This window comes from Brevundimonas vesicularis (assembly GCF_027105095.1).
Lineage (GTDB): Bacteria > Pseudomonadota > Alphaproteobacteria > Caulobacterales > Caulobacteraceae > Brevundimonas > Brevundimonas vesicularis_E.
Genome location: NZ_CP114278.1, coordinates 3,084,020 through 3,096,055 on the forward strand (window position 1 = coordinate 3,084,020; position 12,036 = coordinate 3,096,055).

Below are 12,036 nucleotides of genomic sequence, written 5' to 3' on the forward strand. Positions count from 1 at the left end.
TCTGGCCTGTGCAAATCGACAAGACAAGACAATGTGTTAATCTGAGCCCCATGATCGCTTCCCCTGCCCTTCTCGCTCTTCGGGAAGCCACCGCCTCAGCCCACGAAACCCTGGAAGTCCAGGCCCGGATCGAGCCGCGTCTGTCGGACCACGCCACCCGGGCGGCGACCGTGGCGGCGTTTTACCGCTTTCATGCCGGACTGGAGCCGCTCAGCCATCCGCTGGCGGCGGCGTTGAACGCTGAACTGGACGCCAGCTTTGAACCGCGATCCCGCGCGAACGGGATCGCCCAGGACCTGACGATACTGGGCCATCGCATTCCTCCGCCCGCTCACCTGGCTGCGCCCGCCTCGGCAGGCGAAGCTTTGGGCTGGGTTTATGTCGCCGAAGGGTCGATGCTGGGCGGTCGGATCATTCGACGCCGGCTGGCCGCCGAGGGTCGCGATCTGGACGGCCTCGGCTTTCTAGATCCCTACGGCGAAGAAACCGGCGCACGCTGGCGCGCCTTCATGGATTTGCTGGACCGAGCCTGCGTCAGCGGCCTTGTCACGATCGATCAGGTGGTGAAGGGCGGCGTCGACGGTTTCGCCTTCGCCCACCGCACCTTGCAACCCCAGCCGCAGGAGGCCGCGGCATGACCGAGACGCTCGACCTGGCCGACGCCGCGCTGAACGAGTGCGATCGCGAGCCGATCCACATTCCTCAATCGATCCAGCCGCACGGCTTCATGCTGGTGCTGGATCTGCAATCCCTGACCATCCGCCAGGGGGCGGGCGCGATCGAGGAGCTGACGGGCCGCAAGGTCTGGATCGACCGCACCGTCGCCGACGTGTTGGGCGATGTCGCCGACCGGGCCGTGCGCGCCATGGCCGCGCATCAGGAGGCCGGCTTCGCCTGTCGCTGGCGCGCGACCAATCGTCTGGAATACGACGTTGTGGTGCATCGTGCGCCGGGGACGACTTCCGGCACGATCAACGATCTGATGATCATCGAGGTCGAGCAGAGCTCGCAGCAGGCCCGGCTCGGCGTCGATCTGATCGCCAACCTGGACGCCGCCGGCGCCGCGCTGGAACGGGCGGTGACGATCCAAACGGTGTGCGAGCGGGCGGCGGACGCCTTCCGTCGTCTGACCGGTTTCGACCGGGTGATGATCTATCGCTTCCAGGACGACGAGGCGGGTCAGGTCGTGGCCGAAAGCCGCGCCGATGGGTCCGGCTCCTTCCTGAACCACCACTTCCCCGCGACAGACATCCCGCAGCAGGCGCGCGCCCTTTATCTGCGCAACCCCGTGCGGGTCATTCCGGACAGCCGCTATACGCCCCAGCCCCTGCGCCCCATTGCGCCCGGCGAGGCGCCGCTGGACATGAGCGACAGCGGCCTGCGCTCGGTGTCCCCGATCCATCTGCAATATCTGCGCAACATGGACGTTCGGGCCTCGGCTTCGGTTTCGATCATCGTCGATGACGCCCTGTGGGGGCTGGTGGCCTGCCACAACGCCTCGCCTAAACTGCTGCCCTATGAGCTGCGCGTAGGCTGCACGGCCCTGGCGCGTAATCTGGCGCGACAGCTGAAGTCCAGGACCGACGCCGACCTCTATCGCGAGCGCACGCGCCTGCGTCGGATGGAGGACGAACTGCTTTCGCGGCTGTCGCCAGACCGGCCGATGCGAGAAGCGCTGGCCGAAAAGGCCGACGCCCTGATGCAGCTGACCAGCGCGGACGGTCTGGCCATCGTCAGCGACGGGGACATCCAGACCTTTGGCCATACGCCGCCCGAAGACGGCGTACGCGCCATCGCCGCCTGGGCTGCGGGACGGCCGGGCCTGCGCCCCTTCTCGTCGCACAACCTGGCCTCGGTTCTGCCCGCCGCCGAGGCCTGGAAGACACACGCCAGCGGTCTGCTGGCGGTGACCCTGCCTCTGGATCAGCCGGTCTCGCTGCTGTGGTTCCGCTCGGAGGTGCTGGAAACGGTGCGTTGGGCCGGCAATCCCTCAACGGCGGAGAAGACTGGCCCCAACGCCATTCTGACGCCCCGCGCCTCGTTCGAAAGCTGGTCGGACACCGTCTCGGGCCGCGCGCACCGCTGGGGTCCCGCCGCAGTCGAGTCCGCCGCCCGACTGAGGGACGCGCTGGCCGACTATGCCGCCGTCCATCAGATCCGCAGGCTGAACCGATCGCTGCAGGACCGCCTGTCCGAACGCGACCTGCGGCTGGAGCAGCAGCAATATCTGATCCGCGAGGTGAACCACCGGGTGCAGAACAGCCTGACGCTGGTGTCCAGCTTCCTGGGCCTTCAGGCGCGCGAGCAGGCGAGCGGACCGGCCGCGACGGCGCTGAACGAGGCGCGGCGTCGTGTGCGCGCCGTGTCCGGGGTCCACAGCCGCCTGTATCAGAGCGACCAGGTCACCACCATCGACATGAGCCGATACATCGGCGACCTGATCGGCGACCTGGGCTCGAGCATGGGGCCCGACTGGGCCGCCGCCATCGAAACCGATCTGGACCCGGTCTGCATCGAGCCAGGCCGCGCCATCACCATCGGCCTTATCCTGACGGAACTGATCATCAACGCCCAGAAATACGCCTATGGCGGCAAGCCCGGACCGCTGCGGATCGCCTTCCAAGAAGACGGCGCCTTCTTCCGCATGACGGTGGAGGACGAGGGCGCCGGCGGGCATCTGGCCGGCAAGGGGTTCGGCTCGATGATGATCAAGAGCCTTGTCGGTCAGTTGGACGGGACGATCGACTATCGCGACCGCGCGCCAGGCCTCAGCGTCGTGTTGCGGGCGCGGATCGACCCGCTCGTTTAAGGCGCGGCCTGACGGCTCCTGTGGCTTCAGGTCGCAGGGCGCCGTAAGAGCCGGGCCATGTCCGCCCTGGCCTTTCGCCCCTCCTCGCGCGCCTTTGCGCTGATCGTTCTGCTGATCGCCGCCAGCGTGCTGGGCTTGGCGCCCATTCTGGTGCGGTTGACCGAAACGGGGCCGGCGGCGGCGGGGTTCTGGCGGTTCCTGTTCGCCCTGCCCCTGCTGACGGTCCTGGCGGCGCGCGAGCCCGGCGGGATTTCGACGCCGTCGAAGTGGGCGCTGCTGGCGGGCCTGTTCTTCGCCTTGGACCTCAGCTTCTGGCACTACGGCATCGTCATGACCTCGGTCGCCAACGCCACGGTGCTGTGCAACCTGACGCCGGTCGTCGTGACCCTGTTCGGCTGGTTTGTGCTGAAGGAGCGGCCGCACCGGCTGTTTATCCTGGCCCTGGCCTTGGCCATGGGCGGCGCCTTCGCCATGGCGGCGGGCGCCGATGGCGGCCAGGGGACCAATCCCATGCTGGGCGACCTGTTCTCCCTGTCGGTGGCGGTCTGGTACTCGGGCTATTTCCTGGCGGTGCAGGCGGCGCGGCGCACGGCCGGCGCGATGCGGGTGACCTTCTGGGCGACGCTGCTGGGCGCGCCCCTGCTGTTGATCGTCGCCCTGGCGCTGGGCGAGGCTGTCATCCCCGCCGGACCGGCCGGCTGGGCCGCCTGCGTCGCCATGGGCGTGATGCACGTCTTCGGACAAGGCGGCGTGGCCTGGGCGCTGGGCAAGCTGCCGGCCTCGGTCACGGCCGTGACCATCCTGATCCAGCCGGTGGTCGCGGGCCTGCTGGGCTGGTGGATCTTCGGCGAGACCCTGACGCCGATTCAGGCCCTGGGCGGCGTGCTGGTGCTGGGCGCCATCGTCCTGGCGCAGCGGTCGCAGAGGGCGAAGCCCGACGGGCTCAAGCAGCGCAAAGCGCGGTAGCCAAAAAAGAAAACGGGCGCGGGAGAAACTCCCGCGCCCGCCTCTAAGCCTTGAAGGCTGGATCGACTTAAAGGACCTTGAGGTCGATCGCCGAGGTCTTGCCGCGCTGGTTTTCCAGCTCGTATTCGACCTTGGCGTTCTCATCGAGGCCCTGAAGTCCGGCCTTTTGAACGGCGGTGACGTGAACGAACACGTCGGAGCCGCCGCTATCGGGCTGGATGAAGCCGTAGCCCTTGGTGGGGTTGAACCACTTGACCGTGCCGGTCGCCATGTCTGCGTCTCCGTAAACGCGCTTTTCCAGGCGGATCCCCCTCGAGGTGACCCGACAATCCATCTGGACAGCTCGTTCAGGCGAAGGAGCGAAACGCGGGTTTGGACCCCACGCGAAATCCGGACTGCAGCGATGTTGTCACCCGGCTTTTCCAGACGGTCAACAGCAAAGCGAGTCGCACCGGACGCATTCAGGCTTAACGACAGAGGCCCCGCGCGCCCCCGTCGATGTGCAGATGGTTGGCGTGGGCGGCGTTGTAGTCCGGCGTCAACACCGTCGAGAACAGCTGGCAGGCCCCGTCGCGCAAGGCATGCAGGAAGCGGCCGCCCGGCTCGCCTGCGGGCCCCTCGCCGCGCCAGTCGTTCAGCACGCTGACGGTCCGACCGTCCTTCAAGGTCACCGCTGCGACATCCAGCGCATTGGCCTTGGCATGTTCGCTGGGCCGCTCGGCCTCATCCTGCGAGCCGTAGATGCGGCGGCACGAATAGGCGCCATAGTTTTCCACCCGTGCGGGGGCCGAGCCCAGAATGTCGCGCGAGGCCGGGCGAAGCACCTGTCGATCCCAGATAACGTAGCGGACCGCCAGCGGGCACTGCATGACGACATCGGCGGGGGCCAGCGGCGTCACCTCGCCGCCCGTGATCCGCACCGCCCCGCGCACCACGCAGAAGCCGCCGTCGTCGCGGTCGGGCGCGCGTTCGACCTGAACCCCCGCATTGCGCAGCGCCTGCATACAGGCCTCGGTCGCGCCCTCCACGGCCTCGGGGGTGGCGGCGGTCGGCACATCGAATCCGGCGACCTTGGCAGCTGTCGCGCGGCCCAAAGGCCGATCCAGATCCAGCGGCTTCCACGGCAGGTCCTGGGGCGGGGCGAAGGCGTTCAGCAACGCAAAGCCGGCGCAGACCAGCAGCGCCAGCTCCCACACCAGATTCCACATGTCCGCCAGATCGCGCTTCATTCGGCCCCTCGCAGGCCGGACGGGCCCGGCGCCTTAACGCCCAGCTTCGCAGTCGGCTCCCTCGCCCTTGCTCTCTGCCGGCCCTCGGCCCACTCTCTTGCCATGGGAAAGAAATCCGACGCCTATGACGCCGAGTTGGAACAGATCCAGCTGGCCATCGTCCAGACCCAGGCCTGGAGCATCGAGCATGGCTCGCGCGTGGTCATCGTGCTGGAAGGGCGCGACACCGCCGGCAAGGACGGCGCGATCAAGCGCCTGACCGAACATATGTCGCCGCGCCAGACCCGCGTCATCGCCCTGCCCAAACCCAGCGACCGCGAGACCAGCCAGTGGTATTTCCAGCGCTATGTCCCGCACCTGCCGGCGGCGGGCGAGACGGTGATCTTCAACCGGTCCTGGTACAACCGCGCCGGGGTCGAGCCGGTCATGGGCTATTGCACGCCCGAGCAGTACGCCCAGTTCATGACCGACGCCCCGCGCTTCGAGCGGATGCTGACGGACGACGGGATCATCCTGATCAAAATCTGGCTGGATATCTCGCGCAAGGAGCAGGCCAAGCGGCTCAAGGAACGCCGCGATGATCCGTTGAAGAAGTTCAAGCTGTCGTCACTGGACGCCGAGGCCGAGGCGCGGTTCGACGCCTATTCCGACGCCCGCGACCGGATGCTGGACGAGACCGACCGCGACTATGCGCCCTGGACCGTCGTCGCCACCGACGACAAGAAGACGGCGCGCCTGAACATCGGCCGCTACATCCTGTCGGTGCTGAGCCACACCAGCATCGACATCAGGAAGCCGGATCCCGACGTCGTGTTCAGCGCCGGCAAGGCCAAGGGCAAACTGGCGCGGTGAAGCGCCTCAGGCCGTTCTGACGATCCCGCCAGAGGCCGCCACCGGCCAGGGCGTCAGTCGCCCGCCCGCGCAGGGGCCGCCCTTGCATTCGCCGGTCAGCGGCTCGAACACCGCCCCGTGCCAGCCGCACAGGATCAGCGCGCCGTCCGGCGTCAAATACCGGTCGATCTCCATCGCGATCGGAAAGCCGGCGTGCGGGCAGCGATCGACCCAGCCCGCGACTTGGCCATCCTTTCTGACCACGAAGCCGTGGAAGAAGGCCTCACCGATCTGCAGCACGAAGCCGCGCGAGCCGGGATCGGCGATGTCGCCCTCGGCGCACAGAGCCACGCCCGGCGGCGTCTTCCAGACCCGTTTGCGCTCGGCCGGCGCCTCGGCCGCTTCAGACACGCTCGGCCTTTAGCGGGCGCGATAGCAGGCCGTCGATCAGACCATCGACATCGATCTCGCCGGCCAGCAGGGCGGCGACCCCTTCAGAGATCGGGATTTCCACGCCCAGCCGCGCGGCCAGTTCGCGAACCGCCGGCGCGCTCTCATAGCCTTCCGCCACCGACCGTTTGCCGGCCAGGGCCTGTTCGACCGTCTGCCCCTGCCCCAGGGCCAGACCCAGGCTCATGTTGCGCGACTGGGGGCTGGAGCAGGTCAGGACGAGGTCGCCCAGGCCGCATAGGCCCGCCACCGTCTCCGCCTGCCCCCCCATGGCGACGGCGAGGCGAGTCATCTCCGCAAAGCCGCGCGTGATCAGGGCGGCGTGGGCGCTGCGGCCCAACTGGCGCCCCTCGGAGATGCCGCAGGCGATGGCCAGGACGTTCTTCAGCGCCCCGCCCGCCTCGGCGCCCACAAGATCGGTCGCCAGATAGGGCCGGAAGCCCGGCGCCGACAGGGTGTTCAGCAAGGCCTCGCCCAGCGCCTGATCCGCACAGGCCAGGGTCACGGCGGTCGGCAGGCCGCGCGAGACCTCTCCCGCGAAACTGGGACCGGACAGGACGGCGGCGGGGGCGTCCGGCAGGGTCTCGGCCAGCACCTCGGTCATCAGCTTCATCGTGCCGCGCTCGACGCCCTTGGAGCAAAGCACCACCGGCACGCCGGCGCGATAGTAGGGCGCAAACGCCGTCAGCGTGGCGCGCATGTGCTGGGCCGGCGGCACCGCCAGGATCACATCGCAGACGCCCAGGTCGGCCAGATCGGCGGTGAATTTCAGTTCGTCGGCCAGCGGCACGCCGGGCAGATAGAGGTCGTTGGCCCGCGTCGCCCGCAGCGTCTCGACCAACTTCTGCTCGCGCGCCTGCAAGGTCGTGTCCAGTCCGGCCCGAACGCACACTTGCGCCAGAGCCGTGCCCCAGGCGCCCGCGCCGATGACCCCTGCCGTGCGGAATTCCATACGCCCTCCCGAGGCGGTTTCGTTCGTCATGCTTTCGCGCCCTTGCGGCCCGGCTTGTGCGAAGGATCGGACAGGGCGCGCGCTTCGTCCAGCGGCCATCGCGGCCGTGCGACCACGTCGATGTCGCTGGTCAGGCCCAGCGCCAGCCGCTCGGCCCCCGCCAGGGCGATCATCGCCGCATTGTCCGTGCAATAGGCCATGGGCGGCGCCAGGAAGTCGAAGCCGTGTTTCGCCGCCGTCGCCTGCAAGGTCGCGCGGATGGTCTTGTTGGCCGCGACCCCGCCTGCCACCACGAACAGACGGTGGTCATGCGTCTCCGCATAGGCCGCCAAGGCTCGCTCAGACCGATCCGACAGCTGGCGCGCGATGGCGTTTTGCACCGCGTCGGCCAGATCCGCCCTGTCCTGCTCGGTCTCGCAGGTCTGGGCGATACGGAAGGCCGCCGTCTTCAGGCCCGAGAAGGAAAAGTCGCAATCCTTGCGGCCCAAGAGGGCGCGCGGCAGATCGATCTTCGACCCGTCGCCCTGCATGGCCAACCGCTCCAGCGCCGGGCCGCCCGGATAACCCAGGCCCAGGGCCTTGGCGATCTTGTCGAAGGCCTCGCCGGCCGCGTCGTCGATGGTGGCCCCGATCCGGCTCATGTCGCAGACGCCGCGCACCTCCAGAAGCTGGCAGTGGCCGCCCGACACCAGCAGCAGCAGGAAGGGATAGGCGACCTCCGCCCCCAGCCGGGCCGACATCGCATGGCCTTCCAGATGGTTGACCGCCACCAGCGGCAGGCCGCGCGCCAGCGCCGCCGCCTTGCCAAAGCTGAGGCCCACCATGACCCCGCCGACCAGGCCCGGCCCGGCCGTCGCCGCGATCCCGTCCAGCCCGTCATAGCCCATATCGGCCTCGGCCATCGCGCGGCGGGTGACCTCGGCGATCATTTCGACATGGCTGCGCGCCGCAATCTCGGGCACCACGCCGCCATAGGCCGCGTGATCGTCGATCTGGCTGTGAACGACAGAAGACAGCACCTCCGCCCGACCGCCCGCCATTGAAGGGTGCAGGCGCACGACCGAGGCGGCGGTCTCGTCGCAACTGGTCTCCAGGCCCAGCACCGTCAGCGGACCGGGACGAGGGGGGACATCCCGTCCAGTTGCTGACTTGGCGCCGCTGCTATAGTCGGCGGACATCTCCATCGGGTCGAGGTAGCGACCCGGCGACCGGTGCGCAACGCTCATGACCTTTCCTCTCCGCATCGGCACCCGGCGCTCCAAGCTGGCGCTCGCCCAATCCGGCATGATGCAGCGCGCCATCGGCCGCGCCCTGAACGTTCCCGAGGCCGAGATCGACGCCGCCGTCCCTCTGGTCGAGATCGTCACCACCGGCGACCGCATCCAGGATCGCCGCCTGCTGGAGGTCGGCGGCAAGGCCCTGTTCACCAAGGAGATCGAGGAGGCCCTGCTGGCCGGCCGGATCGACATCGCCATCCATTCGATGAAGGACGTCCCCGCCGAACAGCCCGAGGGCCTGTGCATCGCCGCCATCCCCGAGCGCGAGGACGCCCGCGACGCCTTCATCAGCCGCGACTTCGACAGTTTCGACGCCCTGCCCTTCGGCGCGCGTTTGGGCACCGCCAGCCTGAGACGCCAGGCCCAGGCGCTGGCCCTGCGGCCGGACCTGAAGGTCGAGATGCTGCGGGGAAACATCGACACCCGCCTGCGTCGCGCGGCCGATGGCGATTTCGACGCGATCCTTCTCGCCGTCTCGGGCATGACGCGCCTTGGCGTCACCGACCCTATCCGCGAGAAGCTGTCTCTGGACGCCTTCCTGCCGGCGCCGGGCCAGGGCGCCCTCGCCATCCAGACCCGCGCCGCCGACAAGGACGCGCCTTGGGTCGCCGCCCTGAACCACCCCGAGACCGCCCTGTGTATCGCCGCCGAGCGCGGCGCCATGACGGCGCTGGAAGGGTCGTGCCGCACGGCCGTCGGCGCCTTTGCCCGCATTGAGCACGACACCCTGCACCTGACCACCGAAATGCTCAGCCCGGACGGCTCCGCCCGCTGGCGGCGAGTCGGCGACCTTTTCCAACCAACCGAAGCCGACGCGCGCGCTCTGGGCCGACGCCTGGGCGGCGAGGTCCACGCCTCAGCCGGCGATCAGGAAGTCGATCCCGCGACTTTGGACGGATGAGCCCCTTAGACGACGAATCTGGGCCCGCCCGCGTCTGGATCACCCGCGCCGAACCGGGCGCCGCCCGCACCGCCGCCCGCCTGCGCGACATGGGGTTCGAGCCGATCGTCGCCCCCCTGCTGACCCTCGAAGCCCTGACGCCGCCCGTTCCTGATCTGGCGCCGTTCGCCGCCCTGGCCTTCACCAGCATCAACGGCGTCGCCGCCTTCGCCGCCCTGACGCCCCGACGCGACCTTCCGGTCTTCGCCGTCGGCGATGCGACCGCCCAGGCCGCCCATGATGCAGGCTTCGCCGATGTCCGTTCCGCATCCGGCGACCTGCGCGACCTCGCCCGCCTGCTCGCCAGCGCCATCGCCAGCGCCGCCGTCCTGGTCCCTCAAGCGGAAACGCCCGCCGGCGATCTCGCCGCCGCCCTCACCGCCGCCGGCGCCCGCAATGTGTCGATCCATTCTCTGACGGTCTATCGCGCCATCGAAACATCAGCCGAGACGCCGTCGCCGATCGACGCCGTTCTGGTCCACTCCCCCCGCGCCGGACAAGCCCTCGCCAAGCGTGGTCACGACGCCCTGGCGCACGCGGTCCTCGCCTGCATCTCTCCCGCCGCCGCAGCCCCGCTCGTCGCGCTGGGCCTGACGCCCGTTGTGGCAAAATCGCCCGACGAGACCTCATTGCTCACGATCTTGAACACCACGCTTGGCAAGCGCGATCCGGCCGTATAAAGACCCCGTCTCGCGCGGACAGCTTCGTCCGTCGCAACCGGGCCGCTTTAGCTCAGCCGGTAGAGCACATCATTCGTAATGATGGGGTCAGGTGTTCGAGTCACCTAAGCGGCACCACCACTTCCGGTAGGGACAGTCGACGGAAGCGCGTGAAAGCGCGCAAATCCCAGTCCATACCCCGTTCCCACGCTGGAGTGCCTTAGCCTTGATGGGGCATTAGCAATGAGCGTAGTGGCTTCGAGTTGAGCAACCGTCATCACGTCAGCAACGCTGGCTTTGAAGGCATCCCGCGTTGAGAAACGAACTTAGGTTTGGGATGTGTCTGGGTAACGTGGCTGTCGCGCCCTTAGCAACACACCACGAGCGGGACAGGTCGAAAATCGGCGATAATCACGCGTTGATTAGATCGCAGATAGCTCGAGGCGATGTTTGATAATGTCATCGAAAATGGCTTCGAGCTCTGGCTGGGGCAGGCAGTCCAGAAGCTTGAAGCCCCCAACCGAATTCACTTCCATCATCAACCGCCGAAATCTCGCTCTTTCGAATAGCGCCTTCGCCCCAGCTTGCGAAAGAATCAGGCGGCGGAGGATGACCGAGAACACGTTTACCGACTGAGCGACTGTAGGACGTTCGACAATGTTGGCGCGCACATCGGTGCGTAACAGCAGCGCCTGCAACGCTTCGTCCTGATCAATATTGGGCACACGGTGGCAGAGGTGCGCCATCCACCATAGCCGTGACGCTGCGTTGTCTCGCTCCACTTGGCGATTGTTCTGCGCGAAAAAGTGACGCCGAATATGCAGGACGGCCTTCTCGTCGTCAGTTGGGATAGGCCAGCGCAGGCGGGAGTAAGCCAGTAGGTATGTGTCAGATGGACCCAAAGACGCTCATCGCGCGCGTCATACGGTTTGAGGTTAGAGAGGTAGCCAAACACAGCCTTGCAGTTCTGCACCTCGAAGAGTTCGCCCTCACTGGGCGGTTGCAGGGCGTCCAACTCGACGTTCTCGGCCGCGATCGGCAGCTCATGCCACTGTGACGAGTCCATATCAAGAAACGAGAAATCGCCCGCTCGATACCGATCAAGAATAGCGGCGACGGAATCACGAAGACTCTTGAGCGTCGCGTCCCTGACGATCCTGACTGTCACTCTTCGCCCCCTTTGAAGACGTATTCATCGACCAACTGGAATGGGCTCTTCATCAGCCGTCCGCGATCAGATACTCATCATGGTCTTCGATGCTCAGATTCTCGTTATGGCATTTTTGGGCGATGACCTTCGCCCACCGTCCATCGGCGTCTGCATCCCGTCGGATGAGCGCGACACACTGCATCACCGCCGAAAAATAGATCGAGTTCATCAAGACGGCGCGGTGCGCTTTGTTGTTGCGCGCGGCGTCGATCTTCTTCTTGAGCTCGCCGCTAACCTTGATCTGGACCTTGTCTTCGCCGGTCGCGATCTGCCATTCGTGGCCAGCTAGGGCATCATCGCGCACCAGCACGAAGACGGAGGAGAGTGGTCGGAAGACGTCCTTGTCGATATAAACTACCTGAGGTCGGTCGATGGCAAGCACGGCACCGACCTCATAAGCGAATGGGCCCGGCCCAAACTCCGGATTGATCCAGTCGCACGATAGGGCGGCGATTGGCTTTACCGTAGCGACGTAAGGCGAGATTTGACGATCTAGGGTCGATCATGGCCGTGGCGAACGGCGCGGGGGCGGCCGCGACCGTCAATACCTATGACGAGTACGGGGTATCCGGTTCAGGTAACGGGGACGGTTCCAGTACGCCGGGCAGGCGTGGCTGCCTGAAGCCGGCATCTATGCCCTCAGAGCACGCGCCTATGCGCCGGGGCTGGGACGGTTCCTGCAACCCGACCCCATCGGCTATTCGGGCGGCGCC

The 12,036-nt window shown here is 67.2% G+C and carries 12 protein-coding genes, 1 tRNA gene and 2 pseudogenes; 8 read left to right on the forward strand and 7 right to left on the reverse strand.

What is annotated here, in order from left to right; all coding sequences use genetic code 11:
• Nucleotides 1-50 precede the first annotated feature (50 nt).
• From O2K97_RS15450 to O2K97_RS15460, 3 genes are read left to right on the forward strand one after another with little or no spacing between them, the layout of a single operon-like run.
• The gene (locus O2K97_RS15450) at nt 51-638 is read left to right on the forward strand and encodes a biliverdin-producing heme oxygenase (protein WP_269219942.1); all 588 of its coding nucleotides are present in this window, start codon (nt 51-53) and stop codon (nt 636-638) included.
• On the forward strand, nt 635-2,809 hold the full coding sequence (locus O2K97_RS15455) for a histidine kinase dimerization/phosphoacceptor domain -containing protein (RefSeq protein WP_269219943.1): 2,175 nt from the start codon (nt 635-637) through the stop codon (nt 2,807-2,809). Before O2K97_RS15450 ends, O2K97_RS15455 begins: the two co-directional genes overlap by 4 nt.
• 57 nt (nt 2,810-2,866) lie before the next feature.
• The gene (locus O2K97_RS15460) at nt 2,867-3,775 is read left to right on the forward strand and encodes a DMT family transporter (RefSeq protein WP_269219944.1); all 909 of its coding nucleotides are present in this window, start codon (nt 2,867-2,869) and stop codon (nt 3,773-3,775) included.
• Nucleotides 3,776-3,842: 67 nt separating this feature from the next.
• Here the strand turns inward: O2K97_RS15460 and O2K97_RS15465 are convergent, their stop codons facing one another.
• Nucleotides 3,843-4,046, reverse strand: a complete 204-nt coding sequence (locus O2K97_RS15465) for a cold-shock protein (RefSeq protein WP_017505920.1) — start codon at nt 4,044-4,046, stop codon at nt 3,843-3,845.
• 196 nt (nt 4,047-4,242) lie between these two features.
• Nucleotides 4,243-5,004 (reverse strand): extensin family protein, encoded by a 762-nt coding sequence (locus O2K97_RS15470; protein WP_269219945.1) that lies wholly within the window; start codon nt 5,002-5,004, stop codon nt 4,243-4,245.
• 102 nt (nt 5,005-5,106) lie between these two features.
• Here O2K97_RS15470 and ppk2 point away from each other — a divergent pair, with 102 nt between their 5' ends.
• The gene (gene ppk2 / locus O2K97_RS15475; RefSeq protein WP_269219946.1) at nt 5,107-5,856 is read left to right on the forward strand and encodes a polyphosphate kinase 2; all 750 of its coding nucleotides are present in this window, start codon (nt 5,107-5,109) and stop codon (nt 5,854-5,856) included.
• Between the two features lie 6 nt (nt 5,857-5,862).
• Here ppk2 and O2K97_RS15480 read toward each other — a convergent pair whose 3' ends face one another.
• From O2K97_RS15480 to tsaD, 3 genes are read right to left on the reverse strand one after another with little or no spacing between them, the layout of a single operon-like run.
• Entirely contained in the window at nt 5,863-6,246 is a 384-nt protein-coding gene (locus O2K97_RS15480; protein WP_055753900.1) for a Rieske (2Fe-2S) protein, read from the reverse strand.
• A complete protein-coding gene (locus O2K97_RS15485; RefSeq protein ID WP_269221152.1) occupies nt 6,239-7,237 on the reverse strand; it encodes an NAD(P)H-dependent glycerol-3-phosphate dehydrogenase in 999 nt (332 codons plus the stop codon). Before O2K97_RS15485 ends, O2K97_RS15480 begins: the two co-directional genes overlap by 8 nt.
• 26 nt (nt 7,238-7,263) lie before the next feature.
• A complete protein-coding gene (gene tsaD, locus O2K97_RS15490) occupies nt 7,264-8,415 on the reverse strand; it encodes a tRNA (adenosine(37)-N6)-threonylcarbamoyltransferase complex transferase subunit TsaD (RefSeq protein ID WP_419466125.1) in 1,152 nt (383 codons plus the stop codon).
• A gap of 46 nt (nt 8,416-8,461) precedes the next feature.
• Between tsaD and hemC the strand changes: the two genes are divergently transcribed.
• From hemC to O2K97_RS15505, 3 genes are all read left to right on the forward strand, one after another.
• Nucleotides 8,462-9,415: a hydroxymethylbilane synthase gene (hemC, locus tag O2K97_RS15495; protein ID WP_269219948.1), complete on the forward strand. Its 954-nt coding sequence runs from the start codon at nt 8,462-8,464 to the stop codon at nt 9,413-9,415.
• A complete protein-coding gene (locus O2K97_RS15500) occupies nt 9,412-10,134 on the forward strand; it encodes a uroporphyrinogen-III synthase (RefSeq protein WP_269219949.1) in 723 nt (240 codons plus the stop codon). The genes hemC and O2K97_RS15500 overlap by 4 nt, the downstream gene beginning before the upstream one ends.
• Nucleotides 10,135-10,175: 41 nt before the next feature.
• Nucleotides 10,176-10,251: transfer RNA gene (locus O2K97_RS15505), tRNA-Thr, on the forward strand.
• Nucleotides 10,252-10,535: 284 nt separating this feature from the next.
• On the opposite strand, the pseudogene O2K97_RS15510 reads toward O2K97_RS15505, so the two are convergent.
• Nucleotides 10,536-11,179: pseudogene (locus tag O2K97_RS15510) on the reverse strand (DUF6339 family protein).
• A 154-nt stretch (nt 11,180-11,333) separates the two neighbouring features.
• A complete protein-coding gene (locus O2K97_RS15515) occupies nt 11,334-11,705 on the reverse strand; it encodes a hypothetical protein (protein WP_269219951.1) in 372 nt (123 codons plus the stop codon).
• A gap of 247 nt (nt 11,706-11,952) precedes the next feature.
• On the opposite strand from O2K97_RS15515, the pseudogene O2K97_RS15520 reads away from it, so the two are divergent.
• Nucleotides 11,953-12,033 (forward strand): annotated as a pseudogene (locus O2K97_RS15520) (hypothetical protein); the annotation flags it as partial.
• Nucleotides 12,034-12,036: the final 3 nt, after the last annotated feature.